Consider the following 25,901-nt stretch of genomic DNA (forward strand, 5'->3'; position numbering starts at 1 on the left):
AACAATAGAAACGGAGATAGTCATGCTTTTTCAACAAGTTGAAACTGCCGTCATGCACGGCGAATCGTTGCCTTGGGTTCCCTTCACCCCTTTTGCAGACAACGTCTTGCTGAAGTACTTCAAGCTCGACCCTATTCGCGGCGAGATCATCGTGATGATGAAGGCGCCCATCGACATGGTACTGCCCAAGCACCATCACTCTGGCACCGTCATCGTGTACACCATGGAAGGCCATTGGAAGTACAAAGAGCACGACTGGATCGCCGGGCCGGGCAGCGTTGTCTATGAGACCGCCGCATCCACTCACCAGCCGGAAGTGGTCAGCACTGAAGGCGGTGAATACATGGTGACGCTGGTGATCGTGAGCGGAGACCTCATCTTCGTCGATGAAAACGACAAGGTCATGGCCATCGAGAACTGGAAAACCTCACTTCAGCGCTACCTGGATTACTGCGAGGCGAACGGGATCGAACCACAGGATCTCACGGCCTTCCACTAAGCCAAAACGGGCCCTCGACACCGATAGCTATCCACGAAGCTGGTGTCGAGGCCGCTCATCTTGACCGAGCGATTCAATTAACTGCTCGGGTGTCAGGTTACTACGTCCTTTCTGCTGCTTGCCGGTAACAGGTGTCAGGTTCAACGACAGCGATCTCTGGTGTCGACCAGTCAGTTCCTGTCTGTCAGGCCGTGGGCGGGATTTCGTCGATCCAAGCATCCCTAACAATAATAAAAAGTGGAGCTAGCTATATGAAACACAGTCAGCCCTTCACCCTGCGTCGCAGTCTGCTGGCCACAACACCTATTCTCGTTGCATTCATGCCGGTCGCCCATGCGTTCGAGTTCGATACCGCAAGCCCGGATTGGTCGGTGCGCCTGGACAACACCGTCAAGTACAACTACGGCGTACGCACAGAAAACGCCGACAATCGCATGCTCGACTCGCCGAACAACAATGACGGCGATTACAACTTCCGCCACGCCGGTACCAACATCACCAACCGTGTCGACCTGTTGACCGAGATGGATGTTGTTTACAAGCAGAACATGGGCTTTCGTGTCAGCGCCGCCAGCTGGTACGACAAGGCCTATGAGAATACCGGCACCAGTGCCAATCCTTTCATTAACGGCAATGGCGATACCTCGGGCCTGATTCTCAACGACCCCCGCCTGGCCGCTGTCACCAACGACAACGTCGGCTCTGGTAGCCCGCATCTGAGCAACTACGCCCAGCGCTATTACACCGGCCCGTCGGGTGAAATTCTCGATGCCTTCGTGTTCTACAGCACGGAAGTCGGCGAAGAATCCCTGTTAAGTGTCAAGGCCGGTCAACACAACGTGTTCTGGGGCGAGACCATTCTCAACCCGGTGCATTCGATCAGCTACGGCCAGTCCGGCCTGGACCTGGCCAAGCTCGCAGCATCGCCGGGTACTGAAGCCAAGGAGCTGTTCGTCCCGCGTAACCAGCTGTCGATGTCGTTCACCGTCAACCCCGAGTTGACCGTAGGGGCCCAGTATTTCCTGGACTGGAATGCCGCCCGCCTGCCTGAGGCCGGCACCTACTATGGCGGTTCCGACCTGGTGGGCTTCGGTGCTCAGTCGTTCCTGCTGGGCAACACCAACTCCATCACGCCGGGCAGCCCGCTCGGTTGCGGTGTCGCCCCCTGCAACGCACTGACCAACGTGCGTCGTGGCCACGACCTGACCCCTGGCAATCAAGGCGACTGGGGCGTAATGGCCAAGTGGTCACCGGAGTGGCTGGACGGCACCCTCGGCGTCTACTACCGCAAGACCTCGGACATCCTGCCGCAGGCCTGGCTCGACACTCGCGGGGTCACCTCGGCCAACCCCAATGGCACGCGTCCGGCGGGCCAGGTGCCGGCTGTTGTCAACACGCTGAATTCGTTGAGCACCGCTACCTATCAACTGGCGTACTCCGACGACGTCGATATCTACGGTTTGAGCCTGTCCAAGGATTTCGGCGGCATCAGTGTCGGCAGCGACCTGAACATTCGCGAAAACATGCCGCTGGCCAGTATCCCGGCCATTGTCAGTACCACCAGCCCACTGGGCTTCGGGCAAGGTCTTGGCCTGTTGCCGGCACGTACTGCGGCCACCGGCATCATCTACGACGCCCCGCACAACGGCGACAGCATGAGCGCCACCGGCGAAACGTTGCGCTGGACGCTCAACGGCTTGATGACCCTGCCCAAGACGCCGGTGTACGACCAGGCCGTGCTGCTCGCAGAACTGTATTACAGCAACCTGCTCAAGCTCGATGACAAGAACTCGGCCCTCTACAAGGGCAAGAGCACTTACCGCGGTATCGATGCGCCGACCCGCGACAACTGGGGTATCGCCGTCAACTTCACACCGACCTGGTACCAGGTGTTCCCCGGTGTCGATCTCAACGCGCCGATGTCGGTCAATGCCGGTCTGGCCGGTGTCTCGCCGGTTTCCGGTGGCGGTGCCAAGGACACCGGCAACTATGCCTTTGGCGTCGGTGCCGTTGTGTACAACAAATACTTTGTCGACCTGAAGTACGTGGACTCCTTTGGCAAAACTGACAAGTGCAACGTCAGCGGCAACAGCACAGGTGCCGCCAACGCCGGCAGTGGCGACGGCTCGACCCCCAACGCCTTCAGTGGCAACGAAAACTATGCCTGCTTCGCCGGTGGCTATTCGGCCTTCTCGGGCGGCGGTGCAACCACTGCGGACCGGGGTGCGGTTTACCTGACGCTGAAAACCACCTTTTGATTCACCCACCGCTTAAGCCACTTAAGCAGGAGAACAATAAATGAAATTCGTCAAAACTCTGCTGGCCGCTACCGTCGCCATGACGTTGGGCGCACATGCGCAGGCGGCCGTAACCGCCGAAGAAGCTGCCAGGCTCGGCAGCAGCCTGACACTGGTGGGCGCCGAAAAGGCCGCCAATGCCGATGGATCAATTCCTGCCTACGCCGGTGGCCTGACCACCGCGCCGGCCAACTTCAAATCGGGTGACACCCTGCGTCCGGACCCCTTTGCCAGCGAAAAGCCGCTGCTGGTGATCGATGGCAAAAACGTCGACCAGTACAAGGGCATGCTCACTGCCACCACGGCTGAGCTGGTCAAGCGCTTTCCCACGTTTCGCGTTGATGTCTACCCGACTCACCGCACCGTAGCGTTGCCCCAGGCTGTCCTGGACAACAGCGTGAAGAACGCCAGCGGCGCCAAGTCCCTGCAAGGTGGCCTGGCCATCGACAACGTTCTACCTGGTGTGCCATTCCCGGTCCCGCATAACGGTGCCGAGGCGATGTGGAACTTCCTGCTGCGCTACCAGGGCGTCAACATCAGCACCAAGTATGATTCCTGGAACGTTGACTCGGCAGGCGTGCCAAGCCTGGCCACTACCGCACAGACGTTTATTAGCTACCCGATCTACGAGAACCTGTCGCAGCCGATCAGCAGCGCCGACGTGTACTACCAGATAAAGGTGTCTTACACCGGCCCTGCCCGCCGTGCCGGCGAGGCGCTGATGATCAAGGACGCCGCCGACCCGTTGCAACAACCACGCCGCGCCTGGCAGTACCTGCCGGGCCAGCGGCGAGTCAAGTTGGCTCCCAGCCTGGCCTATGACACGCCTAACCCCGGTACCGCCGGTGCTGGTACCTTCGACGACGGATTCGTGTTCAACGGCGCGCTGGACCGCTACGACTGGACGCTGGTGGGCAAGCAGGAAATGATCCTGCCTTACAACACCTACAAGCTGACCTACGTTGCGGATCAAAAGTCGCTGACCACCCCTAACCACCTGTCACCCGACTTTGTGCGTTGGGAGAAACACCGTGTGTGGGTCGTTGAAGGCAACCTCAAGGCCGGTGCTCGTCACATCTACCAGAAGCGTCGCTTCTACCTGGATGAAGACAGCTGGACAGCTCTGGCTTCCGACCAGTACGACGCACATGGTCAGCTCTACCGTGGTTCCTTCGCCTTCCTCAGCCAGAGCTATGACAAACAGGTGCCGGACTCTACGCCGTTCATGATCTACGACCTGGTCGGCGGGTCCTACAACATCAATGGTGTGGTAGGCCCGTACGGCGGCATCAAGTACATCGAGCCGCTCTCCAAGGCACAGTGGTCGCCTGAGTCCCTGGCCGGTGCAGGCATCCGCTAAGCACTCTGTGATAAAGCGTCCAGGTGATCCACTCATACCTGGGCGCCTGACTCCAATGCCGGAGTGTGCCGTGCGCCCCCGGCGCAGTTTTCTCAAGAGGATGCAGTATGGGTTCTTACAAAAAGTGCCTGTTGCTAGCGCTGGGCGCCTCACTGGTACTGTCACAGGGAATCGCCCAGTCCGCCAACTTCGTTGACGTTCTGGACCAGCCAGCCAGGCTCAGTGCCCTGGCAGTGCGCAGCCCCTTGCTGGCCACGGCCCGCGCGGGTGATCGCCTGGTCGCTGTTGGGCAGCGTGGTCACATTCTCTACTCCGACGACTCCGGCAAGAACTGGCTTCAGGCCAGCGTGCCGGTCAGTGCCGACTTCAATGCCGTGTCCTTTCCTACGCCGCAACAAGGTTGGTCCGTGGGTAGCGATGGCGTCGTGCTGCACAGCAGCGATGCCGGCGCAACCTGGAGCAAACAACTCGATGGCCGCCAGATCGGCGACTTGCTGGTCAAGCACTACGGCGCCCTGGCCCAAGCAGAACCTGGCAATGAACAATGGCCGCAGCTCGTCGAAGACGGCCAGCGGTTGACGAAAGAGGGCGCCGACAAGCCGCTGCTCGACGTCTGGTTCGCCAATGACCAACTCGGTTACGTGGTTGGCGTGTTCAATCTGATCCTGCGCACTGAAGACGGCGGTAAGCACTGGACCCCGTTCCAGGACCGTATCGATAACCCGCAGGGTCTGCACCTCAATGCCATCGCCGCCGCCGGCGATGCGCTGTACATCGCCGGCGAACAGGGCTTGCTGCTCAAATTCGATGCCGCGCAACAGCGTTTCCTGTCCCTGCCAACGCCTTATCAAGGCAGCTTTTTCGGTGTGGTCGGCAAGCCTGGCGAAGTCCTGGCCTACGGCCTGCGCGGGCATGTGTTTCGCAGCACCGATGGCGGCGCCAGCTGGACCCCACTCAATACGGGTCTGCAAGTGAACATCACCGCCGCCACCCTGGACACCGACGGCCATTACGAGCTGTTTACCCAGGCCGGGCAACGGTTGGTCAGCCAGGATGGCGGGCAAGGCTTGAAATTGATGGCTCAGCAAAACCCGTCACCGGTTGCCGGCGCCGTGCAGGCAGCCAACGGCACACTGGTGTTGGTCGGCAACCGTGGTGCACGCGTGCTTTCACAAGAATAAGAACTGAATCAATTTGAGGTACCCAGACATGGGCAATATCCAACAAGACACGATGCCGGTGATTTGCAATTTGCAAGACTTCGATCGAAGCACCGGTAACCCACTGGAAAGGTGGGTCTTCAATCACCGTCCCCTGTTCATGTTGCTCATGGCAGTGATCACCCTGGTGCTGGGTTACATGATGGCGACCCGCCTGGAGCTGCGTCCCAGCTTCGAGAAGATGATTCCGCAGAGCCAGCCGTACATCAAGAACTTCCTGGAAAACCGCAAGTCCTTGCGCGGCCTGGGCAGCTCGGTGCGGGTGGTGGTCGAAAACACCGAGGGCGACATCTTCGACCCCGACTACCTGAACGTGCTCAAACAGGTCAACGACGAACTGTTCCTCACCGAAGGCGTCGACCGTGCCTGGATGAAGTCATTGTGGAGCCCGGCGGTACGCTGGACCGAAGTCACCGAGGAAGGTTTCCAGGGTGGCCCGGTGATGCCCGATACCTATCAGGGCACGCCTGCGGATATCGAACATCTGCGCCAGAACATCAACCGTGCCGGCATCGTCGGCAGCCTGGTGGCCAGCGACTTCAAGTCCACCATGTTGATCGTGCCGTTGCTCGACACCGCTTCGGCGACCGGTCACAGCATCGACTACCACACGTTCGCCACGAAACTTGAAAGGCAAATGCATGACAAGGAGGGCTCCGGCAAGTACAAGGTCCACGTGATCGGCTTCGCCAAGTTGGTCGGCGACCTGATCGACGGCCTGATCCAGGTGATGATGTTCTTCGGCCTGGCCGTGGTCACCTCGTTCGCCATCATCTACTGCTACACCCGTTGTATCCGCAGCACCCTGCTGGTGATCTTCTGCTCGCTGACGGCGGTGGTCTGGCAGTTGGGCATCGTCGCCTGGCTGGGTTACGCCATCGATCCGTACTCTGTGCTGATACCGTTCCTGATCTTCGCCATCGGCGTGTCCCATGCCGCGCAGAAGATGAACGGCATCATGCAGGACATCGCCCGCGGCACCCATAAACTGATCGCGGCACGCTACACCTTCCGCCGTCTGTTCATCGCCGGGGTCACTGCGCTGTTGGCCGATGCGGTGGGCTTCGCCGTGTTGATGCTGATTGACATCCCGGTGATCCAGGACCTGGCCATTACCGCCAGTATCGGTGTGGCTGTGTTGATCTTCACCTCACTGTTGCTGATGCCGGTGGCGCTGTCGTACGTCGGCGTTGGCAAGAAGGCCGCCGAGCGCGCCTTGAAGATCGACAACCGCGCTGCCGAGCATAGTGGCTTCGGCAAGTTGTGGGACATGCTCGACCGCTTCACCACCCGCAAGTGGGCTATTGGCACTGTGCTCGGTGCCCTGGTGCTGGGTATAGCCGGTTTCGCGGTCAGTACGCATCTGAAGATCGGCGACCTCGACAGTGGTGCCCCGGAGCTGCGTGCCGACTCGCGCTACAACCGCGACAACGCCTACATCACCGGTCACTACGCGCTGTCCAGCGACCTGTTCGCGGTCATGATCAAGACCCCGGCCGAAGGTTGCCTGAATTATCAGACGCTGGTCCTGGCCGACCGCCTGGCCTGGGAACTGCAGCAATACCCGGGTGTGCAAGCGACCTCATCGCTGGTCAATGCGGTGCGCCAGATCACTGCCGGGTCTTTCGAGGGCAACCCCAAGCTCAACAACATCCAGCGTAACCAGGACGTGTTGAACTACGGCGCGCAACAGGCCTCGGTCAATGCGCCGGAGCTGTTCAACAACAACTGCTCGCTGATGCCGGTCATTGCCTACCTCAAGGACCACAAGGCCGAAACCCTGGACGCGGTGGTGGCGATCGCCGACAAGTTCGCTAGGGAAAACAGCACCCCGGATCGCCAGTTCCTGCTGGCCGCCGGTACTGCGGGCATCGAGGCGGCAACCAATATCGTGGTGCGCGAAGCCAACCACACCATGCTGCTGTACGTGTACCTGGCGGTGACGCTGTTCTGCCTGATCACCTTCCGCAGCTGGCGCGCGACGGTGGTGGCATTGCTGCCGCTGGTACTGACCTCGATCCTCTGCGAGGCCTTGATGGTCGCCATGGGCATCGGCGTGAAAGTCGCGACCCTGCCGGTGATCGCCCTCGGGGTGGGCATTGGCGTCGACTACGCGCTGTACCTGCTCAGCGTGCAATTGCACTTCCAGCGCAGCGGCATGCCGCTGTCCGAAGCCTACCGCAACGCGGTGGCCTTCACCGGCCGGGTGGTCGGCCTGGTGGGCATTACGCTGGCTGCCGGTGTGGTGAGCTGGGCCTGGTCACCGATCAAGTTCCAGGCCGACATGGGCATCCTGCTGACCTTCATGTTCCTGTGGAACATGCTCGGTGCACTGATCCTGATTCCGGCTTTGTCTTACTTCCTGCTGCGTAGGCCCTCTCTGAAGCATCGAGCTGCGCCGGCTGAACCGGGAAGGCAAACCAGCGATACCGACAATTCCAACAAACCGGGCGTGCCACATGCCCTCACAATGTCCGAGTGAGCCAATCATGTCTGTTTACAAAGCCCCCCTGCGCGACATGCGCTTCGTTCTCAATGAAGTCTTTGAAGTGTCCAGACTCTGGACTCAATTGCCCGGGTTGGCCGAGGTGATCGACGAAGAGACGGCAGCCGCGATCCTTGAAGAGGCCGGCAAGATCAGCACAGATATCATCGCCCCGCTGTTACGCAGTGGCGACGAGCAAGGCTGCACCTGGAACGACGGTGCAGTGACCACGCCGGACGGTTTTCCGGCAGCCTATCGGGCTTTTGCCGAAGGTGGCTGGGGCGGCGTCGGTGGCGATCCGGAGTTTGGCGGCATGGGCATGCCCAAGGCGATCTCCGCCCAGATTGAAGAAATGGTCAACTCGGCCAATCTGTCGTTCGGCCTGTACCCGATGCTGACAGCGGGTGCTTGCCTGGCACTCAAGGCCCACGCCAGCCAAGAGCTCAAGGAACGCTATCTGCCAAACATGTACGCCGGCACCTGGAGCGGTTCGATGTGCCTGACCGAGGCCCACGCCGGCACCGATCTGGGGTTGATCCGCACCAAGGCCGAGCGCCAGGCGGATGGCAGCTACACAATCCGCGGCAGCAAGATTTTCATCAGCGGCGGCGAACATGATCTGAGTGAAAACATCATCCACCTGGTGCTGGCCAAACTGCCAGGTGCTCCCGCCGGGGCGAAAGGCATTTCGCTGTTTCTGGTGCCCAAAGTGCTGGTCAATGCCGACGGTTCGCTAGGTGAACGCAACTCGCTGTCCTGCGGCTCCATCGAACACAAGATGGGCATCAAGGCCTCGGCCACCTGCGTGATGAACTTCGACGGCGCCACCGGCTGGATCGTCGACGCGCCGAACAAGGGCCTGGCGGCGATGTTCACCATGATGAACTACGAGCGTCTGGGTGTCGGTATCCAGGGCCTGGCACAAGGCGAGCGCTCCTATCAGAACGCTGTCGAGTATGCCCGCGAGCGTATTCAGAGCCGTGCCCCGACGGGTCCACAGGAGAGTGAAAAATCCGCTGATCCGATCATCGTGCACCCGGACGTGCGCCGTATGTTGCTGACCATGAAGGCCTTGAATGAAGGTGGACGTGCCTTCTCCAGCTATGTGGCTTTGCAACTGGACATCGCCAAGTACAGCGAAGACGACATCACCCGCACCCGCGCCCAGGAACTGGTGGCGTTGCTGACGCCGGTGGCCAAGGCGTTTCTCACCGACATGGGCCTGGAAACCACCCTGCACGGGCAGATGGTTTTTGGTGGCCATGGCTTCATTCGCGAGTGGGGTCAGGAGCAACTGGTGCGTGACGTGCGTATCACCCAGATCTACGAAGGCACCAACGGCATCCAGTCCCTGGACCTGGCCGGGCGCAAGATCGTCGGCAGCGGCGGGGCGCTCTACCGCCTGTTCGCCTCGGAAATCCGCAACTTCACCGCCAATGCCTGCGCTGATCTGGGCGAGTTCACCAAGCCATTGAACGCCGCCGTCGACACCCTCGACGAGTTGACCGCGTGGCTGCTCGACCGCGCCCAGCAAAACCCCAATGAAATCGGCGCGGCCTCGGTCGAGTACCTGCACGTGTTTGGCTACACCGCGTACGCCTACATGTGGGCGCGCATGGCCAATGCCGCCATGAGCCCACCTTCCAAGGACGATTTTTATACGAGCAAACTGGCCACCGCACGCTTCTATTTCGCTCGCTTGCTACCACGTATCCACTCGCTCAGCGCCTCGGTCAAGGCTGGTAGTGACAGCCTCTATTCGCTGGATGCCGCTCAGTTCTGAACATGATCAGTTTCAGGAAGAACCAACTGGGTGAAGACAGCTTATTTGCTTCATCCGACAGAGAGATCACATATGAATAGCTTAATCAATTATCGCTGCGAAGGTCCGCTGGCCTTGATCGGCCTCGCCAGTGCTCCTGTCAACGCTCTCGGCCAGGCCTTGCGCGAACAATTGCTGGAGGCCTGTGAACGCGCCGCCGCGGACCCCAGCGTAAAAGCGATTATTCTCCACGGCGAAGGTTCTGTGTTTAGCGCCGGCGCTGACATATCAGAGTTTGGTAGCCCAGCGTCCTCCGCCAAGCCGGACCTGCCAAGTCTGCTGATCCGTCTGACCGAACTAGACAAACCGTTAATCGCCGCCATCGGTGGGCTGGCATTGGGCGGTGGGCTTGAGCTCGCCATGGCCTGCGGTTACCGGGTGGCTGAAGCCGGCGCGCGCCTGGGCCTGCCGGAAATCAAGCTTGGCTTGCTGCCCGGCGCTGGCGGTACGCAACGTTTACCGCGTCTGATTGGCGCCGCTGCGGCGCTGAAATTTATTGCGTCCGGCGAACCGATCGGCACCCATCGAGCACAGGTGCTGGGGCTGCTCGATTGGGTGGCACCCTCCGCGGATAGCTTGCTCGAAACGGCCAAGGCATTGGCCGCAGCACTGATTCCCAGGCAGGCGCCGGGCCGCCCGTGCCGCCCGAACTGGCCGCACCCAAACCCGGGCGCAGCCTTGCTGCCGGACTATTTCACCGACTACCGCACGGCGAATCAGTCGCACTGGAAAGGCCAGAGCGCGCCGCAGCGGGTGGTGGCGGCAATTGAAGCAGCCTGTAATCTGCCGCTTGCCGAGGGCCTGGCCCGCGAGGGCGAGTTGTTCAAAGAGGCCGAGGCTTCCACCGAGTCCGAGGCCCTGCGCCATGTGTTCTTCGCCGAGCGTGAAGTCGACAAGTTGCCGGGGCTGGACGCCGGCACGTCGATTCGTCCGGTCAACCGGGTCGCGGTCATTGGTGCCGGCACCATGGGCGGAGGGATTGCCATGAACTTCGCCAACTCGGGCATGGCGGTTACGCTATTGGAACTCAAGGCCGATGCCCTGGAGCGTGGTCTGGCGCTGATTCGCAAGAACTACGAAACCAGCGTCAAGCGCGGCAAGGTCACCGCCGAGCAGATGGAACAGCGACTGGCGCTGATCCACGGCACTCTGGATTATTCCGATATAGCCGACGCTGATCTGGTCATCGAGGCGGTGTTCGAGAACCTGGCAATCAAGCAGCAGGTGTTTCGTACTCTGGACGAGGTGTGCAAGGTCGGCGCGATTCTCGCCAGCAATACCTCCACCCTGGATGTCGACGCCATTGCCGTCGTTACGCGCCGTCCACAGGACGTCGTCGGTCTGCATTTCTTCAGTCCGGCCAATGTCATGCGCCTGCTTGAAGTAGTGCGCGGCGCGGCCACGGCTGCCGATGTCCTGGCCACCACGCTGAAAGTGGCCAAGCGCATTGGCAAGATCCCGGTGGTTTCCGGGGTGTGTTTCGGCTTCATCGGCAACCGCATGCTCGAACCTTACTCCCGCGAGGCGCACCGTCTGCTGCTGGAAGGCGCCACGCCTGCGCAGATTGACAATGTGCTCACAAGTCTTGGCATGGCGATGGGCGTGTTTGCCATGCACGATCTGGCGGGCATCGATGTCAGCTACCTGGTGCGCGAGTCGCGCCGTGAGGTCATTGCTCATGATCCCGGTTACTGCAAACTTGCCGATGCGCTCTACGCTCTCGGCCGTTTCGGTCAGAAAACAAATCGCGGCTATTACCTCTATGAAGGTCGCGAGCGCAAGGATGATACGGAAGTGGTCGCACTGGCCGAGAAAATCGCTGGTGAGTTGGGCATCCAGCGCCGAGTGATCAGCGATCAGGAAATCCACGATCGCTGCCTGTTTATGCTGATCAATGAAGGTATCCGGTTGCTCGACGAAGGCATCGCCCAGCGCAGCAGCGACATCGATCTGGTCTGGATCAATGGCTACGGCTTCCCGGCCTGGCGCGGTGGGCGATGCATTACGCCGAAGGGTTGGGGCTTGCACATTTGCTGGAGCGAATCGGTCATTACCGAGAGGTACTGGGTGCCTATGGAGCCATGTGGTTCGAGCCAGCACATTTGCTGGAGCGCCTGGTCGCATCTGGCAAGACCGGCGTCGAACGTATCTGATCTTTGCGGCCATTGGCGGCCATCGCAAATTGGCTGCCATTCGCGCTGATCGTCCGCATTGTTACCCGTAGAGGTTCCATTAGTCCCTACTAGTAGCGCTAAATCAGATGCAACCCTCGGGCCTGTCCTAGCCTACTCGCTTGGCGATTTGAACGTCTGCTTTTGGCCGATTCTGTTGAAAAAGTCGGTCTGCCCAAACTAGCTGGTCATTGACTGGTGAAAACGTCTTTTTTGCACGCTGCTACGTGAAATCCGAGCCCGGAATCCTCTGCTCAAAGTAAATATTTCAATCTCAAGCGCGTACTTTTCTGCCGTGGAAACCATAGCCGACTTTTTCAACAGAATCGGCCGATTTCTGCCTGTCGCGAAGGACAGAAAACAACCGATTGTGTTGAAAATGCGTGACCAGTACGCACGAGGCTTAAGTAATCATCAGTAGTAGAGAGGAAATATAGAGATGCTGCCGGTTAACCAACCGTTAGGGATCGACCAGTGCAATTGTTCCGCAATAAGGAAGGCGAGCCGGCAGATCTCTCGCTTCTACGATGCGCACCTTGAGCCATCGGGGCTCCGAATAACCCAGTTCCTTACCTTGGCAGCTCTCGATGAGTTGGGGAGTGCTGCAATCAATACCCTTGCTGAGCGGCTCGATATCGAGCGGACGGCGATGGGCAAAATGACGGGCTTTTTGGAGCGCGGCGGATTGATCTCGGTCAGCCCCTCGCCATCTGATGGTAGAAGTCGCCTTGTAGCGCTAACCGAGGAAGGCAGGAACTTGTTCGAAAGGGCTGCTCCTCTCTGGGAAGAGGCTCAACGACAGTTTGAGCAATTGAACGGCACTGAAAAAGTAACCTCGCTGCGGCAGGATCTGGCTTGTGTGAGAGTCGGCGATATAGCGGGCGGTTTATCTGATGACTGAACTGCAACGAATTGACATGTTGTTAGCAATGCGTTTCTTGTGAACTGAGCCAGCAAGGAGGAAGAAGTACTTCATGAACTCCATATTGGAATTGCACGGTGCGCCCACGGGCAATTGCATCCGGGCAGCAATCGCCCTTGAAGAGGCGGGGCTGGCGTACACGGCCCGCCTGGTAGATTTGTCAAAAGGCCAGCATCAAGGGGCGGATCATTTGTCCCTGAATCCGGCTGGAAAGGTCCCGGTATTGGTCGAACGAAAGGGCGATGAGACTCTCTTTGTGCTCACTCAGTCGAACGCGATAATCTTCTACGCTGCCGAAAAGGCTCCAGAACGGCTCTTGCCCATTGCCGCTGACCACAGAGCTACTGTGTATGAGCGCTTCTTCTTCTTTTTGACTGATGTAATCGCACCTAGCCATTCTGCGTTCTTCCTTCGTGGCCAGGGTCTCTCCGATGGCTCCGCGCGTCTGGTCGAGCGTATGCTTTCGTCAATTGAGATGGCTGAGCAGTTCGTCAGTGCTGATGCTTACATGGGGGGAAGCTGTTTCTCCATCGCGGATATCGCGGCCTACAGCATCATGTCGTCAGTGGATACAGACATCCCGTGGGATCGCTTGCCCAACCTTCGCCGCTGGTACGAGATGGTATCGGTTCGACCATCCGTGGTCAGAGGATTTCAGGCATTCAGCCCGCAGTGAACTGACCATATTTGCGTCCGGAAGCTGTTAAATGGCTGACCTGGTCGTGGCATGTATCTAGCGTGGACTTAATAGAGGAAGAGGAACCGGCGACTGAGTAGGTCCAGGACTCTTGCGATGGTCTCGAGAGGCATATCCGAACAACCGGAGCCTCGCCGCTCGCCGCTCGGAGACTTATTCCCTCGTCTAGGAAGTACCAACTCAGGTCCTCGTACAAGGATGCTATGACGTTGTGAGTGTCCGTATATGGACTCCTCCTCGTTGCAAGCTTCCTTCGCTTTGGCGCCCGTGCCGACTGCACACGTATATTCGGCCTCTGGATACAGCATCGTTTCGATGCAGGGCCATGATGGGCTATTCGCGCGCCGGCTCCCAATCGCTTCTACGTGCTTCGCGCACCTGGACACTTGAGGGGTTTGCCGACGCCGGTTCGACCGGTTTGCCATCGTTCGGGTTGCTTCGCAATCGTGGTAGGCAGTTTTTTACTCGTTGGCATAATAGGTTCGTGGATCAGGCTGCGGCCTTGTCCGGTTGGTAATCAGTGTCGTTGCGCAGCATCGCCCAAGCCATGCGTGCAGTTTTGTTGGCCAGCGCGATAGCGGCCACATTGGGATGTGATCGCTCGGCTAAACGGACGGCCCACTGGCTGAGCCGGTCGTCTTTGGATTTGGCCGTGCGTAGTGCCGATCGAGCACCATGGATCATCAGCGTTCGCAGATACGCATCACCACGCTTGCTGATACCGAGCAGTCGATCCTTACCCCCAGAACTGCACACAGCATTGATAAGCAAAGCTCGACCTGACAGGCACGACTGGAGATCCGGTAACTGTCAGATCAAGTCTGAGCATTCCGCACTATCAGTAGCGAGCCGCAGTTTTACTTTCAATCGCCTCTGCCGCTGCCAGCGTATTTCTCATCAAGCACGCCACGGTCATAGGACCAACGCCGCCCGGTACTGGAGTCATGGCCGCTGCGACATCCTTGGCAGAATTGAAATCGACGTCACCGACCAGAACCGATGCTCCGTTTTTTTCGACTCTATTGATGCCAACGTCAATGACCACTGCACCTGGCTTGATCGCCCGTGCATCAATAAATTCCGCCCGTCCAATCGCTACCACCAGGATGTCGGCCTGACGACATTCAGCGATGAGGTCTTGCGTTCGGGAATGCACAATCGTGACCGTACAGTTTTCCTGCAATAGCAAATTCGCCATTGGCTTTCCGACAATGTTGGACCTGCCGACAATCACCGCTTTTTTGCCGCTAAGGTCACCGATCTGATCCTTCAACATCATCAGGCATCCCAGAGGAGTGCAGGGAATCAGTTTGGCCTTCCCTTGGCCCAGCAGACCCACGTTGATCGGATGGAACCCGTCGACATCTTTGGCCGGGTTAATTGCCGCAATAACCTTCGATTCATCGATATGGGCGGGCAGCGGAAGCTGCACCAAAATCCCATGCACATAGCGGTCATTGTTCAGCTTATCGATTAGGTTCAGCAGGTCCGTTTCGGACGTATCGCTTTCGAGTAGGTGAGGGAAGGAGTCAATCCCGGACTCAAGCGCCTTTTTCATTTTTGTTTTCACGTAAACCTGACTGGCAGGATCGCTACCGACTAATACGACAGCCAGGCCTGGTGCTCTGCCGCGTTTCTCCCTGAAGGCCCTGGCACCGACGGCCACATTCTTGCGCAAGATTTCGGCAAACGCCTTCCCATCGATTATGGAGGCCTCCGCATTGGGCGCGTTATTCAAAGGTTGTGTCATGGTCATTTCGTCCTACCCATTAGCAGTCAATAAGCTGCCTCCACGTTCATGAAGGCAGTTGCATGATCAAGATTTCAGGCGTTCGCCTTTCGGGTCGTAAAGGCATCCACGAATGACTTTCGCGAAGCATTCTTCACCCAGAATTGTGATGGTGAGTTCAGTATCCAGAGCCGCAAGTTCGCGCTTGATAAAGCCCATGGCCAAACTCTTTTGAACGCGATAACCGTAGGACCCCGAAGTGGTCAGCCCTACCAGTTTCCCTTGATGGAAAATGGGCTCGCTACCCAACGCGTCAGCAGCGCCGGCTTGGACTTCCATTAGTACGAGGCGGTGGGTACTTGGCTTGTCTTTTTCTGCCAGAACCGCCGCACGCCCTTCGAACTCGCCTTTATCTGTCTTGATGAAGTAGCCCATGTTGGCAGCCAGCGCCGAGTACTCGGTTGTCAGCTCGCGTCCCCAAATTTGGTAACCCTTTTCGATGCGCATCGAGTCCATCGCCCGGAGCCCGAAGTCGACGATCCCATGTGCTTCTCCTGCCCAGACGAGGGCTTCGTAGAGAGCTTGCTGATGGTGGAGTGGGTGGTGGAGTTCCCATCCCAATTCGCCGACAAAGTTCATCCGCAACGCGCGTACGGGAGCGCCAACTACCTGGATCTCCTGGCCGGTAAACCAGGGGAATGCTTCATTACTCAGATCGGTGTCGGTGAGTTTTGACAGCACCTCTCTTGCTTTAGGGCCAGCCAGGATGAGCGTGCCCCAGTCCCTGGTGATATTCGCGATGGAGATATTCGCGTATTTCGCTGCCCGTTGCCGCAGCCAATCTTCAATCAGCAGCTCACAAGCCGCCGGGCACATCAGGTAAAACGCGCCGCTTTCCAGGAGCGTCATGGAGAATTCCCACGCCACGCTTCCTGATGTGGTGAGCACATGGGCGAGAGCCACATCCCCGCATTTGGCAGGAACCTGGTTGGGGCTGATCCGATCCAGAAATGAACGAGCATCCTTTCCAGAGATCTCGAATTTTGTGAAGGCGCTCAGATCGAGGATACCCACGCGATTTTGCACCGCTTCACATTCCGACCGGACTGCTGCATCCCAATTGCCCCGGCTGTAGCTGAAGTTCTCGACAGGGGCATTGGCAGATTGTGCAAACCAGCTGGCACGTTCCCAGCCGTAATAAGCACCGAACACGGCATTCTTGTGTTTGAGTATTTCGTAAATCGGCGTGGTCTTCACTTCGCGACACGCCGGGCGCATCGCGTATTCGTTCGGGCAGCTTAGTTGGTATTCGTTGGCGTACAGCTCAAGCGATTTGGTGACGGTGTAGGAAAGGTTCGCGTAGCTACCAAAGCGTCGGGAATCCAGCTCCCAAAGTTCAACCTCAGGGTGGCCGTCGATGATCCACTGAGCAAGGTAACGGCCCGCGCCGCCACCCTGAGTGATCCCGAAACTGAACCCTGCGCAAGCGAAGTAGTTGTCGTAACCGTGCACGGGCCCGAGTAGGGGAAGGCCATCCGGGGTGTACACGATAGGGCCATTGACCACGGTCTTGATCCCGCCGTCACCGATTATCCCCACCTGTTCCATCGCTGCACCGATGATTTCTTCGAGACGGTTCAGTTCCGGTTGCAGCAGTTCCTGACCGAACGTCGTTGGAACCCCATCGACTGCCCAAGCCATCGGCTCTCGCTCGTACGGGCCGAGGATCAGCCCCTTGCCCTCCTGGCGAAGGTAGTAGGAAATATCGGGATCGCGAAGCAGGGGAAGGTGGTGGGGTCTGTCCACCAAGGCTGGAATATTGTCGGTGACCAGATACTGATGTTCCAGGGAACAGATAGGGAACTGATGGCCGATCATCGCAGCCACTTCATTAGCCCTGAAACCTGCGGCGTTCACGATAATATCTGCGTGAATGACGCCTTGTTCGGTGGTTACTTCCCATTTTTTGTCGGCGAGTTGAGTAATCGCGGTAACCGGATTGTGCCGAACAATGGTAGCGCCGTAACCACGTGCCAATTGAGCCATGGCATTGGTCACGCTGGTCGGATCTATATGACCGTCATACGGGTCCCAAAGCCCACCCAGCAATCCGGTGGTGTCCAGGAAGGGATGCAGTTCCTTCAGGCGCTCATTGTCGACAACTTCGACGCCAGTCAAACCGGCGAGCGTGGCCAGGCCTGCTACCCGCTTGAACTCATCCAGACGTTCCTTGGTATGCGCAAGCCGGATCGAACCTGTTTGATGGTGGCCGACCGATTGACCAGTCTGTTCCGCGAGTTGTTGATACAGCTCGATGCTGTTTTTCTGAAGCTTCATGATGTTCAGGCTGGTGCTGAACGAAGGAAGGTTGCCCGCGGCGTGCCAGGTTGATCCAGATGTCAGTTCAAGCTTCTCCACCAGCATGACATCCGTCCAGCCGGATTTGGCCAGATGGTAAAGCGTGCTCACACCAGTAATACCACCACCAATCACTAAAACTTTGGCTTCCGATTTCATCTCGGGGGGATCCTTTGACGGGTCTATTGGATACATGATTCGCCGGGGCTCCGGGCGTCTGGATTTGATGCTAAGGCGCTTGAGAAGGCACTACAAACGATGTATACCAGTGTCATTTATAAGTAGGGCTTATGCCGGGGTGCCGCGATGTCGTTGACCAATCTTCAGCTCAACTGGCTTCGGACGTTTGAATCAGTAGGGCGACATTTGAGCTTTTCGGCTGCGGCGATTGAACTGAACATGAGCCAGTCGGCAGTCAGCCAGCAAATAAAATTGCTCGAACACAAACTTGGCAAGGCACTTTTCTTGAGGCAAACACGTTCGATCCAGCTGACCGTATCGGGGCGGGCGTATTTGGCAGTGGTCCGGGAAGGCCTTTGGCATATGCACCAAGGGATGAACAACATCTTCAGCTCGGTCGCCCAAGGCGTACTTGAATTGAGCGTAAACAACTCCTTTGCGCAGTTGTGGCTCGCCCCCCGCATGGAACGGTTTGCTGAGCTGTATCCGCAAATTTCTCTTCGCATGTACGGCGTTAACTGGGAGGCGGATGCTCCACCTTCCAGCGCAGAACTGGAGATTCGCTACGGTGCTGGTAACTGGCAGCAGTACGACATCCAGCAGCTGCTCTCGACTGAGCTGAAACCGTATTGCTCGCTGGACGTTGCTGCCAAACTTCGAAGTGCCGGGGGATTGCTGAGTCTGCCCTTGATCGATGTGTTGGGCACACCCAATGGCTGGAGCGACTGGTTGGCTACTTACCCGCAAGGTGAGGCGGAAAACTATCAGCGGTTCTACGTCGACAGCTACGCAATCGCGGCGAGCATGGCGATTGAAAACGCAGGTGTGTGTCTGCTTAACGAGGAACTCGTGGAGAAATCCAGGCTGCGTGGACAGCTGGTATCGCCGCTCGACCACAGCATCGAATGCCTTGCGGGCTTCTACTTGCTGAAGCCGCATAACAAGCCGCTATCAGGGGCAGCACAAGCCTTTTGCACCTGGCTGGAGTCGGAGCTTCGTTAACTTTGTCGGTTGGGGTTGAGGTGAGGAGCCCGCCAGAGACGAGCTCCTTTTATCGTTAACCGTTGCTCGGAAACGCGAACTGCGCAGCCTCATGGCTGGCACGCTGAGGCCAGCGCTGTGTGATCGCCTTGCGACGAGTGTAGAAGCGAACACCATCCGGACCATACGCATGAAGATCGCCGAACAGTGAGCGCTTCCAGCCGCCGAAGCTGTGGTACGCCACTGGTACTGGTAACGGAACGTTCACACCCACCATGCCCACTTCAATTTCGTCACAGAACAGGCGGGCAGCTTCTCCGTCGCGAGTGAAGATGCAGGTGCCATTGCCATACTCATGATCATTGATGAGTTGCATGGCCTGCTCAAGGCTTTCGACTCGCACGATGCACAGCACGGGGCCAAAAATCTCTTCCTTGTAGATCCGCATCTCTGGTGTAACGCGGTCGAACAGGCATCCGCCCAGGAAGAAGCCATTTTCATTGTTGGCAACCTGAAGTCCGCGACCGTCGACGACCAGTTCTGCACCGGCTTGAGCGCCATCATCAACGTAGCCTTTCACTTTGTCCCTGTGAGCGCTGGTGATCAATGGACCCATATCGAGACCGCAGGAAGTACCTGCTCCAATTTTCAGTGCTTGGATTTGGGGCACCAATTTTTGGATCAGCGCATCTGCGATTTGATCTCCCACGCAGACGGCGACAGAGATCGCCATGCAGCGCTCGCCGCAGGAGCCGTAAGCGGCCCCCATCAGGGCGCTAACGGCATTGTTCAGGTCCGCGTCCGGCATCAGCACAGCATGGTTTTTTGCGCCGCCCAAGGCCTGGACACGCTTGCCGCGTTTGGTGCCTTCGGCGTAGATGTATTCAGCGATAGGCGTCGACCCTACGAAGCTCAATGCTTTCACTTCCAGCGCCTCGATCAACGCATCGACAGCTTCTTTGTCGCCGTGAACTACGCTCATCACCCCTTTAGGCAAACCCGCTTCTATCAGCAACTCTGCAATGTAAAGGGTAGAGCTTGGGTCGCGCTCCGAAGGCTTGAGGATGAAGCAGTTGCCGCAGACGATGGCCAACGGATACATCCAGAGTGGAACCATCGCCGGAAAGTTGAATGGCGTAATACCAGCCACAACGCCGACAGGTTGGAAGTCGCTCCAGGCATCGATGTTCGGGCCAGCGTTGCGGCTGAACTCACCCTTCAGGATTTCAGGGGCTGCGCACGCAAACTCGACGTTCTCGATACCACGTTTGAGTTCTCCAGTGGCATCTTCAATTGTTTTGCCGTGCTCTTCGCTGATCATCTGCGCGATTTTTGCTTCGTTCTGCTCCAGCAACTGCTTGAAACGAAACATGACCTGAGCGCGCTTGGCGGCCGGAGTCTTGCGCCATGCAGGAAAGGCGGCTGTCGCGACGTCAATGGCGTGTTGAACGGTGGCGCGATCCGCGAGTGAGACCTGATGGATAACCTCACCAGTGGAAGGGTTGAACACGTCCGCGGTGCGGCCGGCGGTGGCGATATGTTCGCCGTTGATCAGGTGTTGAATGATGCTCATGGATGAAGACCTGCAAGATTGAAAATAGAAGTGATGCTGGCGGAGTTGACCCGCCAGCATCGGTGGTTTACCTGCACGTTGTTGCGTTAATCGATGTGGTTCAAGGCTTCCCCGACGGCGTCAAACATGCGGTCAAGATCTTCAGGTTTAGCGTTGAAGGTCGGCCCGAACTGAAGGGTGTCGCCACCGAAGCGCACGTAGAACCCCGCTTTCCAAAGCGCCATGCCCGCCTCGAACGGGCGAACAATTGCATCACCTTCGCGGGGTGCAATTTGAATAGCGCCTGCGAGGCCGCAGTTCCTGATGTCAACGATGTGTTTTGCGCCCTTGACGCCTTGCAATGTGCGTTCGAAATGTGGCGCCAAATCAGCTGATTGCTGGATGAGGTTTTCCTTCTCCAGCAGATCCAATGTTGCGAGGGCCGCAGCGCAGGCAACCGGGTGCGCCGAGTAGGTGTAGCCATGGCCGAATTCGACCGCGTATTCAGGGCTCGTTTGATTCATGAAGGTTTGGTAGATCTCGCTGGATGCGATCACCGCTCCCATTGGAATAGCGCCGTTGGTGATCTGTTTGGCCACGTTCATGATGTCCGGTTTGACGCCGAAGTACTCCGCGCCGCTCCAGGTTCCCATACGCCCGAATCCAGTGATCACTTCGTCGAAGATCAGCAGGATGTTGTGCTGGTTGCAGATCTCCCGTAGGCGCTGCAAGTAACCTTTGGGAGGAACGATGGCACCAGCGGACCCGGACATCGGTTCAACAATAACGGCAGCAATATTCGTCGCGTCATGAAGCTCGATTAGCTTCAGCAGCTCGTTTGCCAGTTCCACACCACCGGTTTCCGCCATGCCTTTGGTGAAGGCCAACCCCGGCTGCAACGTGTGGGGCAGATGATCGACATCCATCAGTTGGCCGAACATTTTACGGTTACCCCCGATGCCGCCCAGGCTGGTGCCCGCGATGTTCACACCGTGGTAGCCACGTGCTCTGCCGATCATTTTGGTCTTGGTCGATTGACCTTTCAGTCGCCAGTACGCCCGAGCCATTTTCACTGCCGTGTCCGCACACTCGGAGCCCGAGTTGGTATAGAACACATGGTTGAGGTCGCCGGGCATGAGGTCAGCGACTCGCTCCGAAAGGATGAACGACAACGGATGGCCGTATTGAAACGCTGGCGAGTAATCAAGCGTGCCCAACTGGCGGGCGGCGGCTTCCTGGATTTCCTTGCGCGAATGGCCTGCGCCGCAGGTCCACAGGCCTGACAGACTGTCGTAGACCTTTCTGCCTTCAGAATCTGTCAGCCAGCTGCCTTGCGCAGAAACGATGAACCGTTGGTCACGCTGAAAGTTGCGATTCGAAGAGAACGGCATCCAGTGTGAATCCAGTTTCAGCTGGCTGGCCAAGGGAAGTTCGTGAGCCTGGTGTGTGTTCATGAGCAGTGGTCCTCGTGGAGAGATACTCATCGTGGTCAATCGGAGAGTTGGCCTTGTTGAGCGTTCTGAAAGGGAATTCAAGGCTTGCCTAGAAACTGACACGGGCTTAGATTCGATAAAACACACCTTTTGATACCCTTAGTTTCAGGTTACCTAAACTATGAAAGCGCGCCGTCCCAATCCAGTTGCTCAAGTCACTGATTTTGATATTCGGATGCTCAAGATATTTCGCAGTGTCGTGGAGTGCGGTGGATTCTCCGTTGCAGAGAGCGTTCTCGGTGTTGGCAGGTCAGCAATCAGTCAGCAAATGACAGAGCTTGAGCAGCGATTAGGTTTACGGTTATGTCAGAGAGGACGTGCCGGGTTCTCCCTGACGGAGGATGGGCAGCAGGTGTATGAGGCGTGTTTACGCTTGTTGTCGGCGATGGAGGGATTTCGAAGCGAGGTCAACGGGATGCACAGTCATCTCCGGGGCGAGTTGATCATTGGCTTGACGGATAACCTGGTAACGATGCCTCACATGCGCGTCACGGATGCATTGGCTTCTCTAAAGAAAAAAGGACCTGACGTTCAGATCCAGATTCGAATGAGTACACCTGGCGAAGTGGAGCAAGGCGTGCTGGACGGCCGTCTGCACGTAGGCGTAATCCCTCAGGTCGGTGCGCTTTCAGGCCTTCAATACCAGCCGCTGTATAGCGAGCGTTCTCAGCTCTATTGCGGTGTTGGCCATCCTTTATTTTTCGTCAAGGATCTGGATTTAAGTGAGCAGCGTATCCAGGAGCAGGACGCCATAGCCCCGACATTCCGCTTACCTGCAACCATCCAGGAGCATTATCAAGCGCTGAACTGCACTGCCAGTGCATCGGACAGAGAGGGAATGGCATTCCTGATTCTTACTGGCCAATACATCGGGTACCTGCCTGATCACTACGCGCGGAGCTGGGTTGCAGAAGGAAGGCTCAGAGCGTTGAAGCCCTATTCCTGTTTTTACGACCTGACGCTGGCTTCTGTCACCCGAAAGGGTCGCCGTCCCCATTTGGTGTTGGAGACCTTTCTCGAATCCCTCGCGATGAGCGGCTGACGAATTGTCGAGTACTCAACGTGGCAACTGACGAATCAGTACAGCTTATTAATAAGCACCTGATACATCGTTTGTTGTAGGCATAAAACCGCTCGTACGATTCGCTCCAGAGGCTATGTTCGATGCCTGTGGAGGTTTTGATGCAACGCGAGGCTATGGAATTCGATGTCGTCGTAGTAGGAGGAGGGCCTGCCGGGCTGTCTGCTGCAATTCGCCTGCGTCAATTGGCAATGGTAGAAGGGCGGGAGTTATCAGTATGTCTGGTCGAAAAAGGCGCAGAGGTCGGTGCGCACATCATGTCCGGTGCTGTGTTCGAACCTACCGCACTGAATGAATTGTTTCCTGACTGGCGAAACATGGGTGCGCCACTGAACACCCCGGTGCAGTCGGACGAAATTTTCTACCTGTCGTCTTCACGCCTTTCAATCCGGGTTCCTGGGGTTTTCGCGCCCAGCACGATGCACAACGAAGGCAACTTCATCGTCAGCCTAGGCAATGTATGTCGTTGGCTGGGCCAGCAAGCGGAAGCCCTGGGGGTCGATGTGTTTCCAGGCTTTCCTGCGTCCGACGTTCTGTACGACGAGGAGGGCAGGGTCCGAGGTGTCTTGACCGCCGACATGGGCGTCGGCCGAACCGGAGAGCAGAAAGGCGGCTTTACGCCTGGTATCGAGCTGATCGGCAAGCAAACCATCTTCGCTGAAGGCTGTCGCGGGCACTTGGGCAAACAACTGATCAGCAAGTATCAGCTCGATGCAGACTCTGATCCTCAGCACTACGGGTTGGGCATCAAGGAAGTCTGGGAAATCCCCGCTGAGCAACATGTTCCCGGGCTTGTGATTCATAGCACCGGATGGCCATTGACCCAGAGTGGCACGCAGGGCGGCGCCTTCATGTATCACCTGGAGGACGGTACGGTGGTGATTGGGCAGGTCGTGGATCTCAACTATCGCAATCCTTACCTGTCGCCGTTTGATGAGCTTCAACAACTCAAGCATCACCCGCTTTACGAGCAGTATCTGCGCGGTGGCTCGCGCATCAGCTACGGCGCCCGTGCCATTGCGAAAGGCGGGCTTCAGTCTTTGCCGAAGATGCACTTCCCAGGTGGCCTGCTGATTGGGTGTGATGCCGGCACCTTGAATTTTGCCAAGATCAAAGGCTCCCACACGGCTATGAAGTCCGGAATGCTGGCGGCTGAAACCATCTTTGAGGCGTTTGCTGTCAATGAGGCGGCAGGCCAGGATCTGTCGGCATATGAGGGAAGATTCAGGGCGTCGTCCATTTACGACGAGCTTTACCAGCAGCGTAATTTCGGTCCAGCCATGCACAGGTTCGGCAATCTGATCGGGGCCGCATGCGCCTGGGTTGATCTGAACCTGTTGAAAGGGAAATTGCCTTGGACTTTCCACGACAAACGCCCCGACTACTCGACCATGGATCCTGCCGATAGTGCTTCGGTCATTCACTACCCGAAACCCGACAACGTCCTGAGTTTCGATAAGGCCTCCTCGGTCTATTTGTCGAACACGAACCATGAAGAAGATCAGCCCTGCCACCTGACGCTCAGGGACTCCTCGATACCCATCGCGTTCAACCTGCCCACCTATGCCGAACCGGCGCAACGGTACTGTCCTGCCGGTGTGTACGAGGTCGTGGAAGATGCATCCGTGAGCCGATTTCAGATCAATGCGCAGAACTGTCTGCATTGCAAAACCTGTGACATCAAGGACCCGAGTCAAAACATCATTTGGCGTGCACCCGAGGGAGGCGGGGGGCCCAACTACACCAGCATGTAGAGGAGAAAGAGTCGCTACGCGATTGAGCGACCGAAGCGTGACTAGTGCGATGCGTGGAACAAAACAATAACGAACTCAATGAACACACTGCCTTCCTTACTAGAAATCTATCGGGAGCATCATGAAAAAATTAGCGTTAGTTCTCGTCTCTGGCTTGACCTCCTTCGCCGTGATGGCGCAAGAAAACCTCACGGTTGTCACATATGGCGGGAGTGTCGCAGCGGCTCAGCAACAGTCCTCGATCAAACCCTATGCCGATAAAACAGGCGTCAAGATCCGCACCGAAGATTACTCAGGGGGTATTGCCCAACTCAAAGCTCAGGTTGACTCGAAAAAAGTGGCTTGGGATGTAATCGATATGGAAATGCCGGATGCCGTGCGGGCCTGTAATGCCGGCCTGTTGGAGCGTATCAACCCGGCGAAAGATCTTGCCCCCGCGCCCGATGGCTCCACGGCGACGGATTTCCTGCCAGGGTCGCTGAACGATTGCGGGATCGGTGCCTACATCTGGAGCACGGCGGTGGCCTACAACACCAATGCCTTCAAAGGGCAGTCCCCCACAACACTGGCTGATTTCTTCGACCTCAAAAAATATCCCGGCAAGCGCGGCTTGCGCAAAGCGCCCCAGGCCAACCTTGAGTGGGCTCTGTTAGCGGATGGTGTTCCTCGTGATCAGGTGTACGAAACACTGGAGACAGATGAGGGGCTTCAGCGTGCTTTCAAAAAGCTCGACTCGATCAAGAGCCAGGTCATCTGGTGGGAAGCCGGCGCGCAACCTCCGCAGTTGCTGGCAGATGGTCAGGTCACGATGACTTCCGCCTGGAATGGTCGGATCTGGGCCGCACAGGCGAAAGAAAAACAGCCCTTCAAAATCATCTGGGACGGCCAGATGTATGACATCGATGTGTGGGCGGTGCCGGTGGGTGCGCCCAATAAAGCCAAGGCCATGGATTTCCTGCGTTTCGCAACCTCGACTCAAATTATGGCTGACCAGAGTCAGTACATCGCTTACGGCCCTACACGCAAGTCGTCCCAGCCGCTGGTTCACGCCGATATGAAGTCGAGTATGCCGACCGACCCGGCTAACTTTGCCACGGCATTGCAGGTTAATTCGCAGTGGTGGGGTGATCATGCTGACGAGCTGAACGAACGCTTCAATGCCTGGCTTGCAAAATAATCCTCTGAATTTAGCCGTTAAGCCGTGTGGGTGGGCCTGCCATCGAAGTACCAGATTCGGTGATGGATAGCGGCTATTAGCCGAGCTGATCAAAGGAATTGCTCTCTGCTTGGTGCACTTTGC

General features: G+C 57.5%; 16 protein-coding genes and 2 pseudogenes. 13 read left to right on the forward strand and 5 right to left on the reverse strand.

What is annotated here, in order from left to right:
• Positions 1-22: 22 nt before the first annotated feature.
• From ACN1C3_RS11630 to ACN1C3_RS11670, 9 genes and pseudogenes are all read left to right on the forward strand, one after another.
• Positions 23-499, forward strand: coding sequence for a 2,4'-dihydroxyacetophenone dioxygenase family protein (locus ACN1C3_RS11630; RefSeq protein WP_419115951.1), 477 nt, complete (start codon positions 23-25; stop codon positions 497-499).
• A gap of 251 nt (positions 500-750) precedes the next feature.
• On the forward strand, positions 751-2,757 hold the full coding sequence (locus ACN1C3_RS11635) for a DUF1302 domain-containing protein (protein WP_419115952.1): 2,007 nt from the start codon (positions 751-753) through the stop codon (positions 2,755-2,757).
• Positions 2,758-2,797: 40 nt separating this feature from the next.
• The gene (locus ACN1C3_RS11640; RefSeq protein WP_419115953.1) at positions 2,798-4,156 is read left to right on the forward strand and encodes a DUF1329 domain-containing protein; all 1,359 of its coding nucleotides are present in this window, start codon (positions 2,798-2,800) and stop codon (positions 4,154-4,156) included.
• 107 nt (positions 4,157-4,263) lie between these two features.
• Positions 4,264-5,337 carry a WD40/YVTN/BNR-like repeat-containing protein gene (locus ACN1C3_RS11645; protein WP_419115954.1) on the forward strand — a complete coding sequence of 358 codons (1,074 nt, stop codon included), beginning with the start codon at positions 4,264-4,266 and terminating at the stop codon, positions 5,335-5,337.
• Between the two features lie 28 nt (positions 5,338-5,365).
• Positions 5,366-7,858, forward strand: a complete 2,493-nt coding sequence (locus tag ACN1C3_RS11650) for an efflux RND transporter permease subunit (protein ID WP_419115955.1) — start codon at positions 5,366-5,368, stop codon at positions 7,856-7,858.
• A gap of 7 nt (positions 7,859-7,865) precedes the next feature.
• Positions 7,866-9,644: an acyl-CoA dehydrogenase C-terminal domain-containing protein gene (locus ACN1C3_RS11655; RefSeq protein WP_419115956.1), complete on the forward strand. Its 1,779-nt coding sequence runs from the start codon at positions 7,866-7,868 to the stop codon at positions 9,642-9,644.
• Between the two features lie 72 nt (positions 9,645-9,716).
• Positions 9,717-11,836, forward strand: a pseudogene (locus ACN1C3_RS11660) (3-hydroxyacyl-CoA dehydrogenase NAD-binding domain-containing protein).
• 457 nt (positions 11,837-12,293) lie between these two features.
• A complete protein-coding gene (locus ACN1C3_RS11665) occupies positions 12,294-12,755 on the forward strand; it encodes a MarR family winged helix-turn-helix transcriptional regulator (RefSeq protein ID WP_419115957.1) in 462 nt (153 codons plus the stop codon).
• Between the two features lie 73 nt (positions 12,756-12,828).
• Positions 12,829-13,452, forward strand: coding sequence for a glutathione S-transferase family protein (locus ACN1C3_RS11670; RefSeq protein WP_419115958.1), 624 nt, complete (start codon positions 12,829-12,831; stop codon positions 13,450-13,452).
• A 510-nt stretch (positions 13,453-13,962) separates the two neighbouring features.
• On the opposite strand, the pseudogene ACN1C3_RS11675 reads toward ACN1C3_RS11670, so the two are convergent.
• The 3 genes and pseudogenes from ACN1C3_RS11675 to ACN1C3_RS11685 form a co-directional block, all read right to left on the reverse strand.
• Positions 13,963-14,223 (reverse strand): annotated as a pseudogene (locus ACN1C3_RS11675) (transposase); the annotation flags it as partial.
• 88 nt (positions 14,224-14,311) lie between these two features.
• The gene (gene folD / locus ACN1C3_RS11680; RefSeq protein WP_419115959.1) at positions 14,312-15,229 is read right to left on the reverse strand and encodes a bifunctional methylenetetrahydrofolate dehydrogenase/methenyltetrahydrofolate cyclohydrolase FolD; all 918 of its coding nucleotides are present in this window, start codon (positions 15,227-15,229) and stop codon (positions 14,312-14,314) included.
• A 60-nt stretch (positions 15,230-15,289) separates the two neighbouring features.
• A complete protein-coding gene (locus tag ACN1C3_RS11685) occupies positions 15,290-17,719 on the reverse strand; it encodes an FAD-dependent oxidoreductase (protein ID WP_419115960.1) in 2,430 nt (809 codons plus the stop codon).
• A gap of 147 nt (positions 17,720-17,866) precedes the next feature.
• On the opposite strand from ACN1C3_RS11685, the gene ACN1C3_RS11690 reads away from it, so the two are divergent.
• Positions 17,867-18,742 carry a LysR family transcriptional regulator gene (locus ACN1C3_RS11690; protein WP_223457188.1) on the forward strand — a complete coding sequence of 292 codons (876 nt, stop codon included), beginning with the start codon at positions 17,867-17,869 and terminating at the stop codon, positions 18,740-18,742.
• Positions 18,743-18,797: 55 nt separating this feature from the next.
• On the opposite strand, the gene ACN1C3_RS11695 is transcribed toward ACN1C3_RS11690, so the two are convergent.
• Positions 18,798-20,294, reverse strand: a complete 1,497-nt coding sequence (locus ACN1C3_RS11695) for a CoA-acylating methylmalonate-semialdehyde dehydrogenase (RefSeq protein WP_419115963.1) — start codon at positions 20,292-20,294, stop codon at positions 18,798-18,800.
• Positions 20,295-20,380: 86 nt separating this feature from the next.
• A complete protein-coding gene (locus ACN1C3_RS11700; RefSeq protein ID WP_419116098.1) occupies positions 20,381-21,727 on the reverse strand; it encodes an aspartate aminotransferase family protein in 1,347 nt (448 codons plus the stop codon).
• 160 nt (positions 21,728-21,887) lie between these two features.
• On the opposite strand from ACN1C3_RS11700, the gene ACN1C3_RS11705 reads away from it, so the two are divergent.
• From ACN1C3_RS11705 to ACN1C3_RS11715, 3 genes are all read left to right on the forward strand, one after another.
• Positions 21,888-22,808, forward strand: coding sequence for a LysR family transcriptional regulator (locus ACN1C3_RS11705; RefSeq protein WP_419115965.1), 921 nt, complete (start codon positions 21,888-21,890; stop codon positions 22,806-22,808).
• 140 nt (positions 22,809-22,948) lie between these two features.
• Entirely contained in the window at positions 22,949-24,601 is a 1,653-nt protein-coding gene (locus ACN1C3_RS11710; protein WP_419115966.1) for an electron transfer flavoprotein-ubiquinone oxidoreductase, read from the forward strand.
• A 121-nt stretch (positions 24,602-24,722) separates the two neighbouring features.
• Positions 24,723-25,778: an ABC transporter substrate-binding protein gene (locus ACN1C3_RS11715; RefSeq protein WP_419115967.1), complete on the forward strand. Its 1,056-nt coding sequence runs from the start codon at positions 24,723-24,725 to the stop codon at positions 25,776-25,778.
• Positions 25,779-25,901: the final 123 nt, after the last annotated feature.

The organism is Pseudomonas sp. H11T01 (genome assembly GCF_048515765.1).
Lineage (GTDB): Bacteria > Pseudomonadota > Gammaproteobacteria > Pseudomonadales > Pseudomonadaceae > Aquipseudomonas.

Coding starts and splice junctions, on each gene's coding strand:
- ACN1C3_RS11630 (WP_419115951.1), top strand. CDS start 23: ATGCTTTTTCAACAAGTTGAAACTGCCGTCATGCACGGCGAATCGTTG.
- ACN1C3_RS11635 (WP_419115952.1), top strand. CDS start 751: ATGAAACACAGTCAGCCCTTCACCCTGCGTCGCAGTCTGCTGGCCACA.
- ACN1C3_RS11640 (WP_419115953.1), top strand. CDS start 2,798: ATGAAATTCGTCAAAACTCTGCTGGCCGCTACCGTCGCCATGACGTTG.
- ACN1C3_RS11645 (WP_419115954.1), top strand. CDS start 4,264: ATGGGTTCTTACAAAAAGTGCCTGTTGCTAGCGCTGGGCGCCTCACTG.
- ACN1C3_RS11650 (WP_419115955.1), top strand. CDS start 5,366: ATGGGCAATATCCAACAAGACACGATGCCGGTGATTTGCAATTTGCAA.
- ACN1C3_RS11655 (WP_419115956.1), top strand. CDS start 7,866: ATGTCTGTTTACAAAGCCCCCCTGCGCGACATGCGCTTCGTTCTCAAT.
- ACN1C3_RS11665 (WP_419115957.1), top strand. CDS start 12,294: ATGCTGCCGGTTAACCAACCGTTAGGGATCGACCAGTGCAATTGTTCC.
- ACN1C3_RS11670 (WP_419115958.1), top strand. CDS start 12,829: ATGAACTCCATATTGGAATTGCACGGTGCGCCCACGGGCAATTGCATC.
- folD (WP_419115959.1), bottom strand. CDS start 15,229: ATGACCATGACACAACCTTTGAATAACGCGCCCAATGCGGAGGCCTCC.
- ACN1C3_RS11685 (WP_419115960.1), bottom strand. CDS start 17,719: ATGAAATCGGAAGCCAAAGTTTTAGTGATTGGTGGTGGTATTACTGGT.
- ACN1C3_RS11690 (WP_223457188.1), top strand. CDS start 17,867: ATGTCGTTGACCAATCTTCAGCTCAACTGGCTTCGGACGTTTGAATCA.
- ACN1C3_RS11695 (WP_419115963.1), bottom strand. CDS start 20,294: ATGAGCATCATTCAACACCTGATCAACGGCGAACATATCGCCACCGCC.
- ACN1C3_RS11700 (WP_419116098.1), bottom strand. CDS start 21,727: ATGAACACACACCAGGCTCACGAACTTCCCTTGGCCAGCCAGCTGAAA.
- ACN1C3_RS11705 (WP_419115965.1), top strand. CDS start 21,888: ATGAAAGCGCGCCGTCCCAATCCAGTTGCTCAAGTCACTGATTTTGAT.
- ACN1C3_RS11710 (WP_419115966.1), top strand. CDS start 22,949: ATGCAACGCGAGGCTATGGAATTCGATGTCGTCGTAGTAGGAGGAGGG.
- ACN1C3_RS11715 (WP_419115967.1), top strand. CDS start 24,723: ATGAAAAAATTAGCGTTAGTTCTCGTCTCTGGCTTGACCTCCTTCGCC.